The organism is Myxococcus vastator (assembly GCF_010894475.1).
GTDB classification, from domain to species: domain Bacteria; phylum Myxococcota; class Myxococcia; order Myxococcales; family Myxococcaceae; genus Myxococcus; species Myxococcus vastator.
Genome location: NZ_JAAIYB010000005.1, coordinates 21,938 through 43,294, shown reverse-complemented (window position 1 = coordinate 43,294; position 21,357 = coordinate 21,938). Strand labels below are relative to the sequence as shown.

Here is a 21,357-nt window from a genome sequence, read left to right as displayed (position 1 = left end):
CCGTCTCAGCCTCGACCTGCCATGCCCCTTCCCGACTCCACACCGTCCGCACCGCGCAGCTTCCTTCGCCGCGTGACACGGCTCGCCGCCCCGTTGCTGCTGGTGGCTTCGGCCACCGCCAGCGCCCAACCCGCGGCGTCGCAGGCCATCGACGTGCAGCAGTACAAGCCGGCCCCGGGCGCCTATGACGTGCTCGGCATGCAGGGCGCGCGCATCGCGCCGCATCTGTCCTGGAACCTGGGCGCGTCGCTCAACTACGCGGATGACCCGCTCAACCTCGTGGACCCGCGCGCGGACCGGTTCCTCTACCGCATCGTGGACAGCCAGCTCACGCTGGACCTGATGGGCGCCATCTCCCTGTTCGACCGGGTGGAGCTTGGCGTGGCGCTGCCCGTCTCCCACACGACGTCCGAGCCCGCCGCCGCCGTGGCACCGGACCTGTCGAACGGCGTGGGGACCACGGGCGTGGGTGACCTGCGGCTGGTTCCGAAGGTCCGCCTGCTCTCCACGGACAGCGGCCTCCACCTGGCAGTGACGGCGCCCCTGACGCTGCCCACGGGCGGTGGCTCGAAGTTCCTGGGCTCGGACACGGTGACGTTCCAGCCGCGCTTCGTGGCCGAGTGGGCCACCACCGCCGTCCGCCTGCTGGCCAACGTGGGCTTCAACGTCCGGCGCGAGGAGCAGCTGCGCAACCTGCGCGTGGGCAACGAGTTCGCCTACGCGGTGGGCGCCGAGGTGCCCCTCACGCAGGCCCTCACGGCGCAGGCCACTCTCGCGGGCGCGCTGGGTTTGAAGGAGACGAGCTCCGAGGAGCGGCCCATGGAAGTCCTGGCCGCGCTGAAGTACCGCTTCACGCCGGGGATGGCCGCGCATGTGGGCGCGGGTCCGGGTCTGACGCGGGGCTATGGCACCCCGTCCTTCCGCGTGCTCGCGGGTGTGGCCTTCACGCCGTTCGAGTCCAAGAGCGGCCCCGCCACGGCCGCCGCGCCGGTCTGCGACCTGGGGCCGGAGGACCACGACGGCTTCCAGGACGACGACAACTGCCTGGACCCGGACGACGACGGCGACGGCATCCCCGACGTCGCCGACGTGTGCCCCACCGAGCCGGAGACCCTCAACGGCTTCCAGGACGAGGACGGCTGCCCGGATGACCCGAACGCCCACCAGCCGCCCTCCGAGGCGGGCCAGCCCGCGCCGGCCCCGGCCCCCCTGGCGCTGCCGCCCGCGCCAGCGGACACCGACAAGGATGGCATCGTCGACTCGGAGGACCTGTGCCCCAACGCGCCGGAGGACCTGGACGGCTTCGAGGATGAGGACGGCTGCCCCGACGCCGACAACGACCAGGACGGCATCCCGGACGCCGTAGACCAGTGCCCGCTGGAGGCGGAGACCATCAACGGCGTGAAGGATGACGACGGCTGCCCGGACAAGGGCAAGGCGCAGGTGCGCGTGGAGGGCGCGCGCATCGTCATCCTGGACAAGGTGTACTTCGGCACGGGCCGGGACGTGATTCTGGCCAGGTCCCACGGCCTGCTGCGGCAGGTGGCCTCCACGCTCAAGGCGAACCCGCGGATTCAGGGGGTCCGTGTGGAAGGCCACACGGATGCCCAGGGCAACGACGCGAAGAACCTGGACCTGTCCCAGCGGCGGGCGAAGAATGTGGTGGCCTTCCTGGTGAAGGAAGGCATCGCGGCGGAGCGGCTGGACGCGGTGGGCTATGGTGAGGCGAAGCCCGTGGACACCAACAAGACGGCCAAGGGGCGCGAGAACAACCGTCGCGTCGAGTTCAACATCGTGAAGGTCGCCGAGCCTTCGACGGGAGGAGGCACGCGTTGAGGCGGACAGCCCCTTGGATGATGGCGGTGGTGCTCGCGGGTGCGCCCGCGTTCGCCGCACAGGCGCAGGCACCGTGCGGCGGGCTACGCTTCGAAAGCGGCCGGATGGTGTTCGGCCGGCCGCTGGCGCCCCAGGGCGCGGAGACGGACGCGTGCCTGGCGCACGTGGCCCAGGCGGTCCTGGCGCGCCCCGCCATCCGTTCCGTGACGGTGGCGGCGAAGCTCCCGGACGCGGACCGGCTGGACGGCCGGGGCCTGGCCGCGGCGAAGCGGGCCGCGGACGTGTTGGTGGCGGCGGGCGTGCCCCGCACGCGCGTGTCCGCCGTGGCGCCGTCGTCCGTGGAGGGTGAGCCCGCACAGCTCCAGCTCGCCTACGTGGAGCGGCCCGCCCAGCCCGCGGTGGCCCGGCTGCGGGCGGCCAGCGGCGCGGTGGAGGCCGGCGCGACGGAAGCCCAGCTCCTCGCGCGGACGGTGGGTGACTCGCTCTACCCGGGTGAGCTGCTGCGCACCGGCGCGGGCGCCCAGGCGGAGCTGGCCCTGGCGGACGGCAGCACGGTGCGCGTGGTGGAGAACAGCCTCGTCAAGTTGGGCGCCATCGAGCTGATGGCGAACCTCCAGCGCAAGGTGCAGTTGGACCTGCTGCGCGGCTCCGTGGAGACGAACGCGGCGCCGGGTGGCGCGGGTTCCATCTTCGAGGTCCGCACGCGCGGCGCGGTGGCCGGTGTGCGGGGCACCCGGTTCCGCGTGGCGGCCCAGGACGACGGCACCAGCCGGCTGGAGACGCTGGAAGGCAAGGTGGCCCTCAGCGCGGAGCAGGCCGAGGTCGAAGTCTCTGGCGGACATGGCTCGCGCGCGAAGCCGGGCTCGCCCCCGGAGCCGCCTCGCCCGCTGTTGTCGGCGCCCACGCTGGTGGGCCCTCGGGGTGGCGCGTTCGCCACGGTCCCGAAGGTGTCCTGGCGGACGTTGGAGGGCGCCGCGACGTACCGCGTGGAGGTGGCTCGCACGGCGGACTTCGCCGCGGAGGTCCAGACGTATGCCACCGCCAGCGCGGAGCTGGCGATTCCCGGGCCCCGTCAGGGCAAGTGGTTCTGGCGGGTGATGGCCGTGGACGGTGATGGCTTCGTGGGCTTCCCCTCGAAGATCTACGCCTTCGACGTCCAGCCCTGAGACGGTTGCATTGCGTGCGCCCATCCGCGCACGCATGATGGCCGAGCCCTGCCTGCCAGCAGGCCCCGCCCATGGACTCCAGTCCCGCCGAGCCCCACCGCCGCGACGGTCTCCGTCTGCCCTCGCCCGCCGTCGCGCGGGGATTGGGCGCGTGCGTGGGCGTCGCGCTGGCGGTGGTGACGGCGGCCACGGGGGGCGCTCCCGGCTTCCTGGAGCGCTCGCTCTACGACCAGGCGGTGAGCCGGCTGCTGCCCGCCGTGCCGCCCAGCGCGGACCTGGTGCTGGTGGAAGTGGATGACCGCGCCCTCGCGACGCTGGGCGAGCGTTGGCCGTTGTCACGCACCACGTGGGCCCGCGCCTTCCAGGCGCTCGCCGCCCAGCGCCCCGCGGCCGTGGCGGTGGACGTCGTCTTCGACCAGCCCGGGCCGCGTGACGCGCTGGAGCTGGGTGAGGACATCCTGGAGGCGCTGCGCCGCTCGGGGTTGACGGAGCAGCCCGCGGGCGAAGCCTTGGCGGCGGAGTTGGAGGCGCGGCTCCGCGCGCGCGACGGCGATGCCCGGCTGGCCGAGGCGATTTCGGAAGGGCACGGTGTCGTGCTGGGAGCCGCCGCGCTCACGGACGACGTCCCGGTGATGGCGCCCCTGGAGGATGGTGCCCTGGGCACGCCGCTGGCCCTGCCCGCCCGGGCGCTGCGGCTCCAGGCTCAGGAGGTGGCGGGGAGCATCGCGCCCCTGCGCATGGCGGCCCGGGGCAGTGGAACCCTCAACATGCTGGTGGATGGTGACGGCGTCATCCGGCGCTATCCCTACGCCGTGGGCGTCAGCGGGCAAGCCTGGCCTTCCCTGGCGCTGGCCACCGCGCTGCAGCTGATGCCCGAGCGGGCGGAGCCCCTGCGCGAACGAGCGGCCGTGGACCATGGCGCACCGCTGATGCGGCTGCCCGCGCCCAACTGGCTGCCCCGGGTGAGCCTGGCGGACCTGCTGCACGCGGACCCGCGCTCGGTGGGCCTGGACCTGGCGCTGCGCGGCAAGACGGTCTTCGTGGGGGTCACCGCCACGGGACTGCATGGACAGAGCACCCTGCCCGGCCAGGTGGCCGTGCCCGGCGTGGAGATTCACGCCTTCGCCCTGGACAACCTGCGCTCGGGCCGGTTGATGCGCTCGTCGGGGCGGGTGGCGCTGCTGGGCGTTCTGGAGACCGCGGCGGTGCTCGCGGCCTTCGCCTGGTGCTGCCGGCGCGCGCGCACGTCGGGCGCGGTCCTCCGGTGGGCGGTGACGCTGGCCGTCCTGCACACGGCGCTGGTGGCGTGGCTGGCGTCGGACCCGGGCTGGGTCCTTCCCCTGCTCCCCTCGTGGGTGGGCCTGACGCTGATGCTGGTGGTGGACGCGGCGTCGCGCGCGCAGGAGATGGGCCGGCAGCGCGGCGCCCTTCGCCGGCTCTTCATCCGCTACCCCCAGGCCTCGATAGTAGACGCAAATCAAAACACGCCTGCTCAACCATCGACGTCCGACAAAGCCACCTCAACACCACGAGGCACCAACCAATAGAAGCAACAACTCCAGACAAGCCCAAACAACCCAACCCAAACGCCATGGCTACGAGCCTGAAGGCCGAGCTCGCCATCGCCGCTGATTGATGCCTCCGAAGCGCTGTCCTCCCTCGAACCCACGACACAAGCTTCGGGACTTGACCGCCCTGTCAGTCAAGGGTGCCAGTGAGCGGGGCACGCCAGCCGTCTACGGGGGGAAGTCGTCCACCCAGTGGAACGCGGGCCATCCCCGGGAGGGTCGGATATTCGCGAAACGTCTCCAGCCCGCACAACTCAGCGAGCCTCAGGAGCGCCAATCCGTTCATGAAGATGGCCCCCTCAGTGCGACGCAGCTCGTCGTTGGGCCCCTCGTCGCGAGGCTTTTTCTTGAAGGTGAGGATGCGCTCCGCGATGACGCCTTCCATCGCTTGGTTGAAGTCCAGGGCGCTTCGCGCCTGCAGCGCCCGGCAGACCATGAGGTAGCCGTCCTCCTTGCCTTGGAGTACGGACTCCCACCGGTCCAGAATCCCTGACAGCTCGGAAGCCACGCCTGCGTGCAACTGCATCGTGAAACGGTGCAGGAAGTGGTGCAGGAGGAAGTCCTCCTCGTACTCATGAGAAGGGTCACTCCTGCCCGCTTCGAGGCGGGCAATCTCCACAGCCAGGTCCAGCTGCCCCGCCGTCAGCGCATCAATAAAGGAGAAGGCTTTGCTGGCGCAGCGATAGAGGGGCTCACTTCCATGCCCGGCGGCGACGAGCCGCAGGAACTGGAGGCGAGCCCGCCCGGAGTGACAGAGGTGGGTGGCAAACCTGCCGACATCGGCCTGAGCGAGCAGGGCGCAGAAAGCCAGGCGGCGGTGGCAGAGCGCCACCGTGGAATAGACCTCACCGGATTGTTCGCGAGCATCTCCAACCCGCAGGGAGCGAAGGGCCTCTCCCAGCGAGAACAGCGTGTCATCCCGGATGACTTCCAAGGGGGTAGGTCGGAGCGAGGACATGACGAGCCCAGCAAGCGGGGTCAGTAGATGCTACAGCGCTTACCCATGGCGATGTAGTTGACTCCCGTCATGCCCTTCGCCTCAAGCGCGGCGCGCAAGTCCTCGCGGATGACGAGCACAGTGCCCATGGGTTTGATGCGGAAGAGCTTCGCGTTCGCGGGGATCTCGTCCTCGCGAAGGCTGAGCCGGAACAAGCCGGTGAACTCGTCGGGATTACTCGCGAAGGTGTCGAAGTCGCTCTTGTCACGGTCAACGCAATCGTAGGTATCCAGCACGTTCGCGATGAAGTACTCGCCAGGCACGCGCCGCCCCTTGTGATTGGCGATCGCCGCGGGAAGGAACTCGATGTTGGCGCCTGACTCTTGCTCGAGCAGCGCCTTGAGTCTGCCGGAGACGATGCACAGGTGGAGGGTGTTGGCGACCAGGTCGGGAACGTTGAGGCCCCGGTGCTCCTCGTCCATCTGCAGCGTGACATCCGGCGGGTAGCGTTCATCCATCCGCAGCCCTTCCGCAATCCTCCAGCGCTTCTCATCCAATGCTTCGGGGCACTTTCCGAGGAGGCAGTTCTTCGAGTCGGAAGCTTCATGAAAGATGACGTATGAGGCCATGGTTTCGTGCGTGGGGATGTGGCGTGCTAGCGTGAGTTCATCCACTCGAAGAGCTGATTGATATGCGAACCGGGGCTGCTGAGCCCGAACTCCCGCAGGTCCGCGCGAGTCCTCTTCGAGAACTGGTGCAGGTGATTGGCGAGGTCCGGGGCCGTCTCCTTGGTGACGGCCTTGTGGTTCTTCTTGTCCTCGGAATCCTTCGCCTTGGTGAGCTTCAGTTTGACCCTGTCGACCGCCAGCCGGACATCCCTGCTGTAGGTGCTGTGATACTTGGGATGCCTGGGAAGTTGATAGAGCCTGCTGCGCCTCTCTGACTTGGGCAGGTAGATGATGTTCACGCCCTTATGGACGTTGTACTTCGCTTGTTGGAGCAACTGGAGTTCGTCGAACTTCAGGAGACTCGTCAACACGTCATCAACCGGGATGATGTGGTGGGCGTTGTTGGCCCAGGGCCACCAGTCGCTGCCCTTGAAGTTGAGATGGGCATAAGGGCCGGCCCCCATGTACCAGACCTTGTCGACCTTCGTGGGGTCACGGTACGCGGCCTTGATGGGGGTATTGAAAATCTGGTCGAACCGCTGCCGGGCCTCGCCTGGGTTGTAGAAGTCCAGGTTGTACCAGTCCGCCTCATTGGCGAGCTGATAGTTGTAGCCGTTCTCTTTGTGGTCGTGCCCTGCCTTCTTGCAGACGAACTTGCCTCCCTGCCTCTCCCAAATGCAACGGGTGACACAGCCGTTGCCCTCCCCATCCTGATGGGACTCGTCAGTCTTGAGTTTCTCGATGTGGTCTTCATTATCGCCACTCATGGGGCCCTCCCGCCAGACTGCTCGTGGGCGTTCTCCAGGACGAAGGCGCCGCGGGCTTCCTGCTCATCAAGCAGGGCCACGAGGATGCTCGGGCTCCTGGCGTAATTCCGCGCAAATCCTCTCACGCCCAGGCAGATTGAAGCAGCCCCCGTGGCCGCGCCAACCTCTCCAAACTGCTCAACCGGATACCATTGCCGGAAGTGGGACGGTAAACCCACGCCAGCCAACCGGACGAGTGTCGTACCGAAGTCTCTGGCGCGGAACTCATCGCCGTTCAGGTTGACAATTGCGAGGTCAGGCTGCCGGGTGGCGTCCTTGCTCTGCTCGAGACAGCTCGACATGGACTTGAAGAGCGCGGTGCCCACGGGAGCTGCACCTGAGAACCGGTGAAACGACTCCCGATGGAGTGCCATGGCACCCAAGGCCGCCTCGATACGCCCACCGCGCGCTCGGGCCTCCTCCGTCCGCTCCAGCAACACGAAGGCAGCCGCTTCGCCTGGAAAGAACCCTACGGGCTGTCTCGGGGTCCTCACGAGCCCCAGCTCGTACGCACACGTCAAGACGTCGAGTTCCACGTAGGAGTCGATGCCGCCGACGATGCATCGGTCGAGCTGCCGAGTCCGCAGAAGCTCGCTGGCGTGGGCGAGCATCTGGACGAAAGTCGCGGGCCCGCCGAACACGCATTGCTGGATGGCGTGGACGGGAAGGGACAGCCCGTTCAGTTGCAGTGTTTCGGGAATCACCCGGCGTGAGAGTAGCGCCCGAGCGCGCGCCTGCTCGTCGCGGAACTCAGCGAGGACGCTGCCCCGCAGTTTCGCATCCGTCAGGGCCGCGAGACTCCGGGTGACGTGTGTCTCCAGGAGGTCCCCTCCCGGGAGTTGCACGAGGAACCCCGTCCTTGGGAGCGCTACGGCATCAAGGCCGGAGTACTCCAGGAGATCCGCGAGCGCGGCCTGCCCGAGTTGGATAAGCCTGCCAATGCCCTCGAACCCATCGGTGAGCCAGGGGATGGACTTCCCCTTCAAGGGAACGCTCTCCAGCGCGTCCTCATCCGAAACGAGGACATCCAGCTCCGCCCATTGGGAGAGTCCTGCACGCGCGGCGGCACAACTGGTGACCACATCGCCTGCCAGGGCGGACACCAGCCCCAGTCCCGTAATCGAGATCCCCTGCCCCTGCCACGAACCAGAAGCCGCCTGAGGCGAGACGCGATGGCTCATGCCTGAAGCCTCGTGAGGGGGGACGCTGAGTCCCTGGTAGCGTACGCCCGGTCCTCGTTGCAAGGAAGCCTGAGGCCCAGCGCGCCCGCGCCGACGCGATGCGCCAGGACTAGCGGACAGCCAAACAGCCGCTCCAGGCGCCCCTGCGTCACACGGAGCCTTGAGCCAGCCAGCAGCCGTGGCAGCATCCCCGCTCCCGCATGCGCCGCTACGCCCTCATCGCCGAGCCCGACCCGCAGCGAGCCGCTGGCCTCTTGTCCCTGGTGACGGCGGAGGGCCTGGAGGGCGTCGTCGCCAAGGATGGTGCGGAGGCCCAAGACGTCATGCGCCAGCGCGGCGCGCCCCTGCTGCTCGTCACGGACCTGGCGCTGCCCAAGCTGGACGGCTTCACGCTGCTGACGTGGCTTCGGGAACAGGAGGACTCCGCCGAGACGCAGGTCGTGGTGATTACCGCCTTCGACGAGCTGCGCGTCCGCGCATGGCAGCTCAAGGAGGTGCTGGGCATCCACGCGTTGCTCAGCCGCCGGACGTCCTCGGAGCTGATGCGGGAGACCCTGCGGCGCGTGCTCACCGGACAGCTCGCGCCACAGCCACCCGCGGCGGAGGTGTCCGGTGAGCAGGAGCGGCAACGGCTGGCGAGCATCGCGGCCATGCACCTGGTCGACAACGGACCACCCGAGGCGGAGCTCCAGCAGCTCGTGAAGGAGGTCGCCCAGGCCTTCGGTGTTCCCGTGGCGTTGCTGACGCTGATGCTGGGCGAGCGCCAGTGGTTCAAGGCCCACGTCGGACTGCCACCCTCTCTCGCGAAGGACCGGGGCACGCCGCGCGACTGGGCGTTCTGTCACCATGTGGTGCAGGGGCGCGAGCCGCTCGTCGTGCCGGACGCCCGGCGCCACCCCTACTTCCGTGACAACCCGCTGGTGCGCGACGGCGTCGTGGGCAGCTACGCGGGCGCGCCGCTGCTGACGTCCACGGGCGAGGTCCTGGGCTCGCTGTGCGTCATCGACACGCGCCCGCTCGTCCTGGGCGCCGAGGACCTGGCCGCGCTGCGGGAGCTCGCGAACCGCGTCGCCGAGGACCTGGAACAGCGGGCCCGGGTGAACCAGGCCGCCGGGAAGGCCCAGGCGGAGCCCGCGCTCACCGAAGCGTCGGCCCTGGGGCTCCTGCGCGATGCGGTGCAGGCCCTGGACGTGGCGGCGCTGCTGGTGGCGCCTGGGCGCAAACCTCACGCGTGCAACGCCGCGATGACGGACCTGCTCGGCCTGCCGCCAGAGCCCTTCCCGGCCATGACGTTCGAGGCCTTCTGCCAGCACGTCGCGGGACTCACCGCCGACCCGGCGAGCACGCTGCGGCAGCTCGACCTGGCCTCCGAGTCGTCCCGAGGCCTCCGCCTCACGCTCGTCCTGGAGCGTCCCCAGCCGCGCCGGCTGCGGTGGGTGGCTCGGCCCTTCCCCATCCCTGGCGGCATGGCGCAGATGCTGGCGCTCGCTGACATCGGACACACCCGGCCAGCCCGTGAGGAGCGGGAGCGACAGCACCGGGTGGACGCGCTGACGGGACTGGACTCGCGGCGCGCGGGCGAAGAACGGGTGCTGCGCGAGATTGGCCGCTGCCGCAGGGATGGAAAGCCCTTCAGCGTGCTGCTCGCGGACCTGGTGGGCCTGGGACACATCAACGCGACGCAGGGCTTCGACGCGGGAGACGCCACGCTGCGAGACGGCGCACGCATCACCGAAGCCCTGGGCGTCCCTGGAGGCTTCGCGGTGCGCTGGGAAGGCGGGACGTTCCTGCTGGCCCTTCCTGGCGTGGACGCGACGCGAGCCGAAGCGCAGCGCCAGAAGCTGCACGCCACCCCGGGCGCGCCCGAGGTGGTGTCCGCGACCGTGACTGTCGAGGGCGAGGAGGATCCGCAGGGGACGCTGGCCCGCGCCCAGGCGGCGCTCCTCCGGGCCAAGACGGAGCACCGGCCTCCGCGGCTGGCATGAGCCACGCTGAAACCCTTCACCGCGACGAGGAGCACCGCATGTCGACGCCCGTGCCCGACCGCCTCCGCCTGCCCTTCCACTTCGACGCCGCGCCGCTCCAGCAAGAGCTCGCGGCCCTGCCCGCCGAGGCGTGGGTTCCCCACTTCAACAAGCGCGAATACGAGGGCGATTGGAGCGGCGTGCCCCTGCGCTCCATTGGCGGAATGGAAGGCCGCATCTATCCGGACCCGACGGGGCGCGAGCGCTACGCCGACACGCCGCTGCTCGCGCGCTGCCCCGCGCTGCGCGCCGTGCTCGCCACGTTTCAGTGTCCCATCGGCGCCGCGCGGCTGTTGAAGCTCGCGGCGGGCGCGCGCATCCGCGAGCACACGGACTACAACCTGGGCTACGCGGACGGCGAGGTGCGGCTCCACGTCCCCATCACCACGCACCCCGACGTGGCCTTCTTCCTCGGAGGCGAGCGCGTCGTCCTCCAGCCCGGTGAGTGCTGGTACCTGGATTTCAACCGTCCCCACCGGGTGGACAACCCCAGCGACACCGACCGCGTCCACCTGGTGCTAGACTGCGACGTGAATGACTGGCTGCGAGACGTCTTCACGGGGGCCGTGAATGGGCGCTGAGGCCTTCGAGCGCTTCCGTCTCCGCGTCCTGGAGGACGTCACGCTCCAGGACGCGCTGCGGGAGACGCCGGACACCGCGGCCTTCATCGCACGCGCCATCGAGCTGGGCGCCGCGCACGGCTGCCACTTCACCGCCGAGGACCTCCACGAAGCCCTGCGCGCCGCTCGCCGGGTCTGGCGGGAGCGATGGATATGACACCGGACCTGGAGGGCTGGGTGCCCGCGCGCATCCATGTGGACGAAGGGCAGCCGCGCGTGGACTGGTGCCACCTGGGGGGCCAGCGCTTCACGGACCCGTTCTTCGACGAGACGCTGGAGCGGCGGCTCCGCCACCCCTTCGCCCTGCTCTTCCGGCATCAGACGTCCATGGACGCGCTGGTGGAACGACACGCCCGGCAGCCCGGCCTGCCGGTGCGCGGGCTCGTCTTCCACATGTCCCGCTGCGGCTCCACGCTGGTGGCGCAGCTGCTGGCCGCGCTGCCACGCCACATCGTGCTGTCCGAAGCCGGCCCCGTGGACACGGTGCTGCGCGCGCACCAACGCCTGCCAGGCGTCACGGACACCCAGCGCATCGAATGGCTGCGCGCGGCGGTGGGAGCCCTGGGACAGCAGCGCCATCCGGAGGAGCGCGCGGTGTTCCTCAAGCTGGACGCGTGGCACATCCTGGAGCTTCCGCTGCTCCAGCGCGCCTTCCCTGGCGTGCCGTGGATGTTCCTCTACCGGGACCCGGTGGAGGTCATGGCGTCGCATCAGAATCACCGGGGCGCGCACATGCTGCCGGGACTGCTGGACCCCGCGCACCTGGGCCTGGAGGCCGGGCAACTCGAAGGCATGCCGATGGACGAGTACGGCGCGCGCGTCCTCGCGGCCATCTGCGACGCGGGCCTGCGAGGCTATCGCGCGCGGACAGGCACGGCGCGGCTGATGGACTACCGGCAGCTCCAGCCGGAGGGGCTGCGAGTGCTCACGGAGTTGTTCGGTCTGGAGCCGACGGCCGAGGACGCCCCGCGCCTGCGCGATGCCCTGGAGCGGAACGCGAAGAACCCCGTGCTGCCCTTCGAGGACGACACGGAGGAGAAGGCTCGCCGCGTCTCATCGCATGGACGGGCCCTGGCGGAGCTCTGGGGCCGTCCCATCCACGACGCGCTGGAAGCCGAACGCCTGCGCGAGGATGGCGGGCTGTAGCACGGGCCAGGGCCGCCTGCGCCCGCTCAGTGCCGCCGCCGCGCCGCGACGGCGTCCTGGATGAGCCCGGCGAGCAGCACGAGGGACTTCGGATCCTTGCTCGCGCGCACACGCCAGGAGCCGGCGCGGGTATGCAGCACCAGCCGGTACGACTCCTCGGCCAGGACGAGCCGCGCGATGCACCCGAAGATGACCATGACGACGGCGACCAGCGCCGCCTCGTAGCCCCCCTTCGCCGCACTGCTGGAGACGGACAGCGCGGACAGTGCCGGCAGCCCCACGCTCATGCACAGCGCCAGCGTGGCCAGCACGGGAACCATGCGAGGCGTGCGCCGCACCGTCTCCACCCGCTGGACGTCCGCGAGCAGCAGCGTCCTGCCCCGGGCGACGACCCGCTCGGTCGTCACTCGCAGACCGGCGTCCTGGAAGAGCGACACTTCGGAAGGAGCGGACGGCGCGACGAGCGGGCGGTCCGGAAACGCGGGAGTGGCGGACACCGAGGACACGGCGAGAGGCTCAATCATGGGGCGACTCGGTCGACGGCGGCACGGCCCCGCCGGGAGAGATGAATACGGAGCTCCGGTGACCTGAAACGTGGGCCAGCAACACCCGGCGCAGCTCACCGAGCGGACGGCCCAGCGCGAAACAGTCGCGGGCGCCCAGCCGCAGGGCGAGTCCCATCAGCCGCTCATCGGCGAAGGGCACCAACGCGATGATGGGCCGCTGAGGCGAAAGCTCCCGGGCGCGCTGAAGCCGACGCTGGAGACTCTCACCCCGCTCGACGTGGACGAGCACGAGGTCCGGACACCCACCGGCCGGCGCGCCCGACTCCAGCGCGATGCCCAGCTCCGCCAGCACGTCCCTCAGGAGCGAGCTGAGCGACGCATCCCCTCCGAGCAGGAGGGCACGGGCGATGGACGAAGACTTCACGTTGCAACATCAAGCAATGCCCATGCCCGCTGGCCCCGCCCCGAGCGCCCAGGCGACATGCGGGCGAACCGTTGCATCACGCCAGACGCCCCTGGCGGATTACCACGGTGTCCCGCGCGCCCCTACCCGCGCTCCCGCTCGCGACGATGGATGGTGGATACATCGATGCCGAGCACCTCCGCGGCGCGCGTCTTGTTCCCGCCGCAGCGTGTCACCATCCACGCGATGTACTCCGCCTCCAGCCGCCGCAGGGGCCACAGCGCGTGCTGCGCCATCACCAGCGGCTGCACCTCCGGCGCCTCGGGTGGCAGGTGTGGGCGCAAGTCCTCCAGACTCACGACCTCGCTCGCCACCATCACCGCCAGCCGCTCGATGAGGTTCTCCAGCTCACGCACGTTTCCCGGCCAGGGCAAGGTGGCGAGCGCGGCCACCGCCTCCGGAGACAAGGACTGCATCCGCGAACGCGGGTTGCGCGCGCGGGCGCGAGCCGTGAAGTGCTCCACCAGCAAGGGGATGTCCTCGCGTCGCTCCGACAGCGGCGGCAACAGCAGGCTCACGACGTTGAGCCGGTAGAACAGGTCCGCGCGGAAGCGGCCCTCGCGCACGCGGGCGTCCAGGTCCTGGTGCGTGGCGGCGATGATGCGCACGTCCACGGTGCGGCTGCCGTCGGCGCCCACCGCGCGCACCTCGCCGTCCTCCAGCACGCGCAGCAGGCGGGCCTGGAGCTCCAGCGGCATGTCGCCAATCTCGTCCAGGAACAGCGTGCCCCCATCCGCCTCCACGAAGAGGCCGCGACGAGCGTGGGTGGCGCCGGTGAAGGCGCCCTTGAGGTGACCGAACAGCTCGCTCTCCAGCAAGTCATGCGGCAGCGCCGTGCAGTTGACGGCCACGAAGGGCCCGGAGGCGCGAGGCCCCTGGAAGTGCAGCGCGCGCGCGACCAGCTCCTTGCCCGTGCCGCTGGGGCCCCGCAGCAGCACCGCCGCCTGGGCGTAGGCCACGCGGTCGATGAGCGCGTAGAGGTTCCGCATCGCCGCGCTGCGGCCCACCAAGGCGCCCAGCCCGCTGCGCTCGGCGGCGGCGCGCCGCAGGGCCCGGTTCTCCACCTGGAGCCGGCGCTCCTTCAAGGCCCGCTCGAGGAAGAGCAGCACCTCATCCAGGCGGAAGGGCTTGGTGAAGTAGTGGTACGCGCCGCGCTTCATCGCCTCCACCGCGCTCTCCACGCCGCCGAAGGCCGTCATCATCAACACGGGGATGTCCGCGTCGAGCGCCCGCACGGCCTCCAGCACGTCCAGGCCGTCCACCCCCTCCATGCGCAAGTCACACAGCACCGCGTCGTAGGCCCGCGCGCGCGCCATCTGGATGGCCTCTTCGCCGCCCGTGGCCAGGTCCACGGCGTAGCCCGCGTCCGTGAGGGGCTCCCGCAGCATGAGGCCCATGTCCACGTGGTCATCGACGACCAGGATGCGTCCCTCAACCGACATACCGCTCCTCCGCGCTGGGCTTCGCGATGGGCCAGAGCACGGTGACGCAGGTGCCCCGCCCCTCCTCGCTCTCCAGCTCCAGCCGGCCACCATGATTGCGCACGACGTGGGCCACCATCGTCAGGCCCAGTCCCGTGCCCTGTCCCCGCTTCTTGGTGGTGAAGAAGGGGTCGAAGACCTGATTGAGGTGCTCCCGCGGAATGCCGCAGCCGTCGTCGCGGAGGGTGAGCGCCACCAGCCCCCACGGCTCCGCCTCCGGCACCGCCGCGGTCAACGTCACCTGTCCGCCCTCACCACACGCGTGGCAGGCATTGAGCGCCAGGTTCACCAGCACCTGCTGGAGCTGGTCCGGGTCCGCCGCCAGCGGAGGCAGCGTCTCCGGCACCGTCACCTCGAAGCGAACCCCGCGCCGCTCCACTTCCATGCGCAGCAGCTCCTGGATGTCGTGGAGCAGGGAGATGAGCGGCACCGGCCGCACCGCAGTGGGCTGAAGGCGCGAGAAGTCCAGGAGCTGCCGCAGCGTGCGGCTCACCCGGTCAATCTGCTCGATGATGACGGCGATGCCGGGCCCCTGCGGATGCTCCTTGCCCAGCTTGCCCAGCACGTACTCCGCGCGCCCGCGCACCACGCCCAGCGGCGTGCCAATCTCGTGCGCGATGCCGGCGGCCAGCACGCCCACCGTGGCCAGCTTCTCCGCGCGCAGCAACTGCGTCTCCAGCGCGCGCACGTTGCTCAGGTCCTCCACCACCAGCAGCGTGTGGACCTCCGGGTGGCGCGCCTCCAGCGGCACCGCGTGGAGGTTGAACCGGCCCTCCTCGCCGAAGAGCACCAGCGTCTCTCCCAGGATGCCGTGGGCGCGCGACTCGCTCACGGCCGCCGCCACCAGGGCGCGAATCCGGGACACCACCGGCGCCGGCGCCTGGGGGAACGCCATCTCCAACGGCGCGCCAATGGCGTCCGGGGGCATGCGCTCGCGGAGCACCTGGTTCACCGCGCTGATGCGCCCATCCACCGTGAGCGCCAGCACCCCGGAGGGAATGTGGTCGAGAATCTTCTGCGTCTTGTCCTGCAGGTGCGCCAGCTGGTCCGCGTGCTGACGGCTCTCCCGCAAGGCGGCCGCGCGGCGCTGCGCCAGCACCACGTACACGGCGAACGTCACCAGGAAGAGCGCCACCAGCAACGCCGCGGCCATGAGCCGCCAGATGAGCGCCTGCTGATGCGAGCGCAGCGTCGCGGTGGACACCAACGTGGCCGCGGCCCAGTGGCTGCCGCCGCGGACGCGGATGGGGGTGAACACGGCGATGGCCTCCGAGTGGCCCAGCCCCAGGCGCTCCGCCTCCTCCGCGCGAAGCGGCAACGCGCCGCGCTCGCCCTCGCGCATCCGCGCCGCCAGCGCCATGAAGCCCGGCACCCGCGAGCCCTCCGTCTCCAGCCGCCGGAACCAGTCCGCCAGGGTGGGGTCGCTCGCGGAGGTCGGCTGGCCATACGTGCCCAGGAGCAGCAGCCGCGCGTCCGGGTCCGACGTCACGATGCGCAGCGGCGTGAAGAAGGACGTCGTGTCGACCAGCACCGCCACCGCGCCCTCGGGCCGGCCTTGCGCATCCACGGGCAGCGCCGTGGCCATGACCCGCAGCGAGTCAAAGCCGCCATCCTCCATGGGCGGTGACAGCGTGACGTCCCCCGGCGGCCGCAGCAGGGCCCGCCGTCCCGCCTCCGCCATCTGCGCCAGCACGGGCGCTCGCGCCACCTGCTTGCCCATGCGCCGGTCCAACATGCGCAGCCACTCCTTGCCGCTGGCGTCGTAGGCGATGAGGACCTTGTACTGGCCTACCGCCTCCAGCAGGGCACGCATCTCCCGCCGGTGCTCCGCCTGCGTGCCGGGCTGGGACATCAGCTCCCCGGCGAAGCGCAGGTCCTCCGCCACGTCCTCCAGCGTCTCCGCCACCCCGCGCGTGGCCTCATCCAACTGGGCCTGGCGCTCCACCGCGAACTGGTGCCACTGGGCCTCCCGGTTGCGCTCCAACAGGGTGAACACCCCCACCCCCACCGTCGTGAGGGCAACACAAAGCAGCAGGATGGGAACGAGCGCGTACCGCATGGCCCGCCGAGTCTAACCGCCAGCCCCTCCCCAACCCCTTGAAATAGCAGGGAAACCCAGAGGACCGTCGGCCCGGGGGCCTCCTTTGGCGATTGACACCCCGCGTCGTGCGCTGCTACCTACCGGTCGGTAGGTCTCAAGGAGGGAGCAGACGTGACGAACACCGGAGGACGGAAGCCGGACGAGGGCGAGCGCTACCGCGCCATCCTGGAAACGGCGGCGCGGCTCATCTGTGACCGGGGGTACGAGGGCACGTCGATGCAGGAGATCGCCGCCGCGTGCCGGATGACGAAGGCGGGCCTCTACCACCACATCCAGAACAAGGAGCAGCTGCTCTTCGCCATCATGAACTACGGGATGGACCTGTTCGAGGAGCAGGTCCTCTCGCGGGTGCAGGACATCGCGAATCCGCTGGAGCGGCTCCGGGCGTGCATGCGCCACAACATCCTGCTGGTGACGCGGGGGTGGAGCAAGGAGGTCATCATCATCCTCCACGAGCACGCCACGCTCACCGGCGAGACGCGCGCCTTCATCGACGCCCGGAAGAAGAAGTACGTGGCCTTCCTGGAGGAGGCCTTCGCACAGGCCTCGCAGCAGGGCCTCATCCGCCCCGTGGACCCGACGGTGGGCGCCTTCTCGTTCCTGGGAATGGTGCTGTGGATCTACAAGTGGTTCAAGCCGGACGGGCGCCTCACGGACGAGCAGATCGCCGACGGCATGGTGGACATGCTGTTCCCGCCCTTCGCCGCCGCGGGTGACACCGCCGGACAGGCCGGGCCCTCTCCGCTGCGCATGGTGCCGGGCGTGCCGGCCACCGGCACGGATTCGGAGGGCGCATGAAGACGGCGCGCTGGTGCTCGCTGGAGGAGGCGGTGGCCTCCATTCCGGATGGCGCGTCGCTGGCCACCGGCGGCTTCATGCTGGGCCGCGCCCCCATGGCGCTGGTGATGGAAATCATCGCCCAGGGCAAGCGCGACCTGGGCCTCATCTCCCTCCCCAACCCGCTGCCCGCGGAGTTCCTCGTGGCGGGTGGCTGTCTGGGCAAGCTGGAGCTTGCCTTCGGCGCGCTGAGCCTCCAGGGCCGCGTGCGGCCCATGCCGTGTCTCAAGCGGGCCATGGAGCAGGGCACCGTCGCCTGGCGAGAGCATGACGGCTACCGCGTCGTCCAGCGGCTGCGCGCCGCGTCCATGGGCCTGCCCTTCATCCCCGCGCCAGACGCGGACGTGTCCGGGCTGGCGCAGGCCGAGCCGCCTCCCATGGTGGAGGACCCCTTCACCGGACTGCGCGTGGCGGTGGAGCCGGCCTTCTATCCGGACGTGGCGCTGATCCACGCGCGCGCCGCGGACGAGCGCGGCAACCTCTACATGGAGGACCCGACCACGGACCTGCTGGTGGCGGGCGCGGCGAAGCGGGTGATTGCCACGGTGGAGGAGCGGGTGGCGAAGCTGCCTCGCGCCACCCTGCCCGGCTTCCAGGTGGACCGCATCATCCTGGCACCCGGCGGCGCCCTGCCCACCGGCTGCGCCGGGCTCTACCCGCACGACGACGCGATGCTGGCCCGCTACCTGGCGCTGGCGGAGACGGGCCGCGAGGCGGAGTTCCTGGAGACGCTGCTGACGCGGAGGGCGGCATGAGCGCGGCGCTGGACATCACCCCGGCGGAGACCGTGGTCGCCCTGCTGGCGCGGCAGATTGAGGATGGCGGCGTGGTGGCCACGGGCGTGGCGTCACCGCTGGCCATCCTGGCCATCGCCGTGGCGCGCGCGACGCATGCGCCGGACCTGACGTACCTGGCCTGCGTGGGCGCGTTGGACCCGGAGCTCCCCACGCTGCTGCCCTCCTCCGAGGACCTGGGCTACCTGGATGGCCGGTCCGGGGAGATCACCATTCCGGACCTGTTCGACCACGCGCGGCGCGGCCGGGTGGACACCGTCTTCTTCGGCGCGGCCGAGGTGGATGCGGAGGGCCGCACCAACATGACGGCCAGCGGCAGCCTGGACACGCCGCGCACGAAGTTCCCTGGCGTGGCGGGCGCCGCGACGCTGCGGCAGTGGGTGCGCCGGCCGGTGCTGCTGGTGCCGCGCCAGTCGCGCCGCAACCTGGTGCCCCAGGTGCAGGTCGCCACCACGAGAGACCCACGCCGCCCGGTGACGCTCATCTCCGACCTGGGCGTGTTCGAGCTGGGCGCGTCCGGCGCGCGGCTGCTCGCGCGGCACCCGTGGGCCTCGGAAGCGCACATCGCGGAGCGCACGGGCTTCGCCTTCCAGGTCCCCGAAGCGCTGCCCGTCACCCCGCTGCCGGATGCCCGCACGGTGGCGGCCATTCGCGCCATCGACCCGCGCGGCTACCGCGACGCGCTCGTCGGCGCCTGAGCCGGGCCCTTCCCCTTTCACGAATCCAGATGCACGGAGGAACCCAGATGAAAGCCGTCGTACTGCGCAGCTTTGGTGAAGCGGGCAACCTGCGGATGGAGAGCGTCCCCATGCCTCGCCCCGGGCGTGGCGAGGTCCTCCTGCGCGTGCATGCCTGTGGCGTCTGCTACCACGACGTCATCAACCGCCGCGGCAACCTGCCCCGCACCAGCGTGCCCGCGATCCTCGGCCACGAGGCCGCCGGTGAAGTCATTGAAGTCGGCCCGGACACGCCGGGCTGGAAGACGGGAGACCGCGCCGCGACGCTCCAGCGCATGTCCTGTGGCGACTGTGCCCTGTGCCGCGGCGGTCGCAACAGCCTCTGCAAGACGGACAACCGCTTCTTCGGCGAGGAGCTGGCCGGTGGCTACGCCCAGTTCATGGTGGCCCCCGTCGGCGGCCTGGGCCGGGTGCCCGCGTCGCTGCCCTGGAACGAGGCGGCCACGGTGTGCTGCACCACGGGCACGGCCGTCCACACGGTGCGCACGCGCGGCAAGGTGCGCGCGGGCGAGACGGTGCTCATCACCGGCGCCAGCGGCGGCGTGGGTCTGTCCGCCGTACAGCTCGCGCGGCTGGACGGCGCGCGCGTCATCGCGGTGACGTCCAGCGAGGCGAAGGTGCAGGCGCTGAAGGAGGCGGGCGCGGACGAGGTCATCGTGTCGCGTGGGCTGGACTTCGGCTCGGACGTCCGCAAGCGCACCCAGGGCGCGGGCGTGGACGTGGCCGTCGAAATCGTCGGCAGCGCCACGTTCGACCAGACGCTGAAGTCCATGGCGCCCGGAGGCCGCGTGGTGGTGGTGGGCAACCTGGAGTCGGGGATGGTGCAGCTCAACCCGGGGCTCGTCATCGTCAAGGAGCTGGAGATACTGGGGGCCTACGCCACCACGCAGGCGGAGCTGGACGAAGCCCTGCGCCTGACGGCCACCGGCGGCGTGCGGCAGTTCGTGACGGACGCGGTGCCCCTGGAAGAGGCCGCGAAGGCCCACTTCCGACTGGAGAACCGCGAGGTGGCGGGCCGGCTGGTGCTGGTGCCCCCCGAGGCGTGAGCGAAGCGGCGGCTGGAATCCAGAGCACGACCAGGAATCGAGGAGTCGAATGAAGAAGCGCGTGGGAATCGAAGCGTTGGCGGTCGCGGTGCCGTCCCGGTACGTGGACATCGAAGACCTGGCCCGGGCCCGGGGCGTGGACCCGGCCAAGTACACGGCGGGCCTGGGCGCCCGGGAGATGGCCGTCACGGACCCTGGCGAGGACACCGTGGCCCTGGCGGCCACCGCGGCGGCCCGCCTCCTCCGTCAGCAGGACGTGGACCCCTCTCGCATCGGCATGCTGGTGGTGGGTACGGAGACGGGCATCGACCACTCGAAGCCCGTCGCCTCGCACGTGCAGGGCCTGCTGAAGCTGCCGCGCGCCATGCGGACCTATGACACGCAGCACGCGTGTTACGGCGGCACCGCCGGGTTGATGGCGGCGGTGGAGTGGATTGCCTCCGGCGCGGGCGCGGGCAAGGTGGCCGTGGTGGTGTGCTCGGACATCGCGCGCTACGGGCTGAACACCGCGGGCGAGCCCACCCAGGGCGGCGGCGCGGTGGCGCTGCTGGTCTCCGAGCAGCCGGACCTGCTCGCCATGGACGTGGGCCTCAACGGCGTGTGCACCATGGACGTGTATGACTTCTGGCGGCCCGTGGGCCGGCGGGAGGCGCTGGTGGACGGGCACTACTCCATCACCTGCTACCTGGAGGCCCTGTCCGGCGCCTACCGGGGCTGGCGCGAGAAGGCCCTGGCGGCGGGACTGGTCCGCTGGTCGGACACGCTGCCCGGCGAGCAGCTGGCGCGCATCGCCTACCACGTGCCGTTCTGCAAGATGGCCCGGAAGGCGCACACCCAGCTGCGCCTGTGCGACCTGGAGGATGCGGCGGGCGCGGCGGCTTCGACGCCGGAGTCGCGGGAGGCGCAGGCGAAGTCGGCCGCCAGCTATGACGCCCAGGTGGCGACGTCCCTGGGGCTCAACTCGCGCATCGGCAACGTGTACACCGCGTCCCTCTACCTGGCGCTGGCGGGGCTGCTGCACCGCGAGGCCGGCGCGCTGGCGGGACAGCGGATGGGCCTGCTGTCCTACGGCAGCGGCTGCGCGGCCGAATTCTATTCCGGCACGGTGGGCGAGAAGGCCGCTGAGCGGATGGCGAAGGCGGACCTGGAGGAGGTGCTGGCCCGGCGCGAGCGCGTCTCCATCGAGGAGTACGAGCGCCTGATGAAGCTGCCGGCGGACGCGCCCGAGGCCGTGGCCCCGGCGCCCGGTGCCTTCCGGCTGACGGAGCTTCGCGACCACCGCCGCCTCTACGCCGAAGGGACCTGAGGCAGGGCGCCAGCCGCCCACCCCAGGCGCGTGACGAGGCACCGGCAGGCTTCCCGGTGCCTCCCCTTCCGCCGCCGTCTCCCTACCGTGAAGCTTGAACCCCCGCCTCGACGACCGGGGCGCGGCGAAAAAGG

Annotated in this window: 20 protein-coding genes; 12 read left to right on the top strand and 8 right to left on the bottom strand. The window is 70.7% G+C overall.

What is annotated here, in order from left to right; all coding sequences use genetic code 11:
- The first annotated feature begins 21 nt into the window (after nt 1–21).
- From G4D87_RS01210 to G4D87_RS01200, 3 genes are all read left to right on the top strand, one after another.
- Nucleotides 22–1,836 (top strand): OmpA family protein, encoded by a 1,815-nt coding sequence (locus G4D87_RS01210; RefSeq protein WP_240357921.1) that lies wholly within the window; start codon nt 22–24, stop codon nt 1,834–1,836.
- A complete protein-coding gene (locus G4D87_RS01205) occupies nt 1,833–3,002 on the top strand; it encodes a FecR family protein (protein ID WP_163777444.1) in 1,170 nt (389 codons plus the stop codon). Before G4D87_RS01210 ends, G4D87_RS01205 begins: the two co-directional genes overlap by 4 nt.
- A 71-nt stretch (nt 3,003–3,073) precedes the next feature.
- On the top strand, nt 3,074–4,549 hold the full coding sequence (locus G4D87_RS01200; RefSeq protein ID WP_275902253.1) for a CHASE2 domain-containing protein: 1,476 nt from the start codon (nt 3,074–3,076) through the stop codon (nt 4,547–4,549).
- A gap of 151 nt (nt 4,550–4,700) precedes the next feature.
- Here the strand turns inward: G4D87_RS01200 and G4D87_RS01195 are convergent, their stop codons facing one another.
- Genes G4D87_RS01195 through G4D87_RS01180 form a run of 4 tightly spaced genes read right to left on the bottom strand, consistent with a single transcriptional unit; the run spans nt 4,701 to nt 8,162 of the window.
- Nucleotides 4,701–5,504 (bottom strand): immunity 49 family protein, encoded by an 804-nt coding sequence (locus tag G4D87_RS01195; protein WP_240357920.1) that lies wholly within the window; start codon nt 5,502–5,504, stop codon nt 4,701–4,703.
- 44 nt (nt 5,505–5,548) lie between these two features.
- Nucleotides 5,549–6,181: an imm11 family protein gene (locus tag G4D87_RS01190; protein ID WP_240357919.1), complete on the bottom strand. Its 633-nt coding sequence runs from the start codon at nt 6,179–6,181 to the stop codon at nt 5,549–5,551.
- Nucleotides 6,163–6,942: an AHH domain-containing protein gene (locus G4D87_RS01185; protein ID WP_163777439.1), complete on the bottom strand. Its 780-nt coding sequence runs from the start codon at nt 6,940–6,942 to the stop codon at nt 6,163–6,165. The genes G4D87_RS01190 and G4D87_RS01185 overlap by 19 nt, the downstream gene beginning before the upstream one ends.
- Nucleotides 6,939–8,162, bottom strand: coding sequence for a hypothetical protein (locus G4D87_RS01180; protein WP_163777437.1), 1,224 nt, complete (start codon nt 8,160–8,162; stop codon nt 6,939–6,941). Before G4D87_RS01180 ends, G4D87_RS01185 begins: the two co-directional genes overlap by 4 nt.
- A 200-nt stretch (nt 8,163–8,362) precedes the next feature.
- On the opposite strand from G4D87_RS01180, the gene G4D87_RS01175 reads away from it, so the two are divergent.
- The 4 genes from G4D87_RS01175 to G4D87_RS01160 are packed head-to-tail and all read left to right on the top strand — an operon-like array spanning nt 8,363 to nt 11,952.
- Nucleotides 8,363–10,147, top strand: coding sequence for a GAF domain-containing protein (locus tag G4D87_RS01175; RefSeq protein ID WP_163777435.1), 1,785 nt, complete (start codon nt 8,363–8,365; stop codon nt 10,145–10,147).
- 38 nt (nt 10,148–10,185) lie between these two features.
- Complete coding sequence (locus tag G4D87_RS01170) at nt 10,186–10,767, top strand: aspartyl/asparaginyl beta-hydroxylase domain-containing protein (protein WP_163777434.1); 582 nt, start codon at nt 10,186–10,188, stop codon at nt 10,765–10,767.
- Nucleotides 10,757–10,963, top strand: coding sequence for a Nif11-like leader peptide family natural product precursor (locus G4D87_RS01165; RefSeq protein ID WP_163777433.1), 207 nt, complete (start codon nt 10,757–10,759; stop codon nt 10,961–10,963). Before G4D87_RS01170 ends, G4D87_RS01165 begins: the two co-directional genes overlap by 11 nt.
- The gene (locus G4D87_RS01160; protein WP_163777432.1) at nt 10,960–11,952 is read left to right on the top strand and encodes a sulfotransferase family protein; all 993 of its coding nucleotides are present in this window, start codon (nt 10,960–10,962) and stop codon (nt 11,950–11,952) included. The genes G4D87_RS01165 and G4D87_RS01160 overlap by 4 nt, the downstream gene beginning before the upstream one ends.
- 26 nt (nt 11,953–11,978) lie before the next feature.
- Here the strand turns inward: G4D87_RS01160 and G4D87_RS01155 are convergent, their stop codons facing one another.
- From G4D87_RS01155 to G4D87_RS01140, 4 genes are all read right to left on the bottom strand, one after another.
- A complete protein-coding gene (locus G4D87_RS01155) occupies nt 11,979–12,476 on the bottom strand; it encodes a DUF6232 family protein (protein ID WP_163777430.1) in 498 nt (165 codons plus the stop codon).
- A complete protein-coding gene (locus G4D87_RS01150; protein ID WP_163777428.1) occupies nt 12,469–12,882 on the bottom strand; it encodes a DNA-binding response regulator in 414 nt (137 codons plus the stop codon). The genes G4D87_RS01155 and G4D87_RS01150 overlap by 8 nt, the downstream gene beginning before the upstream one ends.
- 122 nt (nt 12,883–13,004) lie before the next feature.
- Nucleotides 13,005–14,363, bottom strand: coding sequence for a sigma-54-dependent transcriptional regulator (locus G4D87_RS01145; RefSeq protein ID WP_163777426.1), 1,359 nt, complete (start codon nt 14,361–14,363; stop codon nt 13,005–13,007).
- Nucleotides 14,353–16,461: a two-component system sensor histidine kinase NtrB gene (locus G4D87_RS01140; protein WP_163777424.1), complete on the bottom strand. Its 2,109-nt coding sequence runs from the start codon at nt 16,459–16,461 to the stop codon at nt 14,353–14,355. The genes G4D87_RS01145 and G4D87_RS01140 overlap by 11 nt, the downstream gene beginning before the upstream one ends.
- Nucleotides 16,462–16,614: 153 nt before the next feature.
- Here G4D87_RS01140 and G4D87_RS01135 point away from each other — a divergent pair, with 153 nt between their 5' ends.
- From G4D87_RS01135 to G4D87_RS01115, 5 genes are read left to right on the top strand one after another with little or no spacing between them, the layout of a single operon-like run.
- Nucleotides 16,615–17,301: a TetR/AcrR family transcriptional regulator gene (locus G4D87_RS01135; RefSeq protein ID WP_163777422.1), complete on the top strand. Its 687-nt coding sequence runs from the start codon at nt 16,615–16,617 to the stop codon at nt 17,299–17,301.
- Complete coding sequence (locus tag G4D87_RS01130) at nt 17,298–18,095, top strand: CoA transferase subunit A (protein WP_163777420.1); 798 nt, start codon at nt 17,298–17,300, stop codon at nt 18,093–18,095. Before G4D87_RS01135 ends, G4D87_RS01130 begins: the two co-directional genes overlap by 4 nt.
- Nucleotides 18,092–18,832, top strand: coding sequence for a CoA-transferase subunit beta (locus G4D87_RS01125; protein ID WP_163777418.1), 741 nt, complete (start codon nt 18,092–18,094; stop codon nt 18,830–18,832). Before G4D87_RS01130 ends, G4D87_RS01125 begins: the two co-directional genes overlap by 4 nt.
- Before the next feature lie 47 nt (nt 18,833–18,879).
- On the top strand, nt 18,880–19,917 hold the full coding sequence (locus G4D87_RS01120; protein ID WP_163777416.1) for an alcohol dehydrogenase catalytic domain-containing protein: 1,038 nt from the start codon (nt 18,880–18,882) through the stop codon (nt 19,915–19,917).
- 49 nt (nt 19,918–19,966) lie between these two features.
- Complete coding sequence (locus G4D87_RS01115; RefSeq protein WP_163777414.1) at nt 19,967–21,223, top strand: hydroxymethylglutaryl-CoA synthase family protein; 1,257 nt, start codon at nt 19,967–19,969, stop codon at nt 21,221–21,223.
- Nucleotides 21,224–21,357 lie beyond the last annotated feature (134 nt).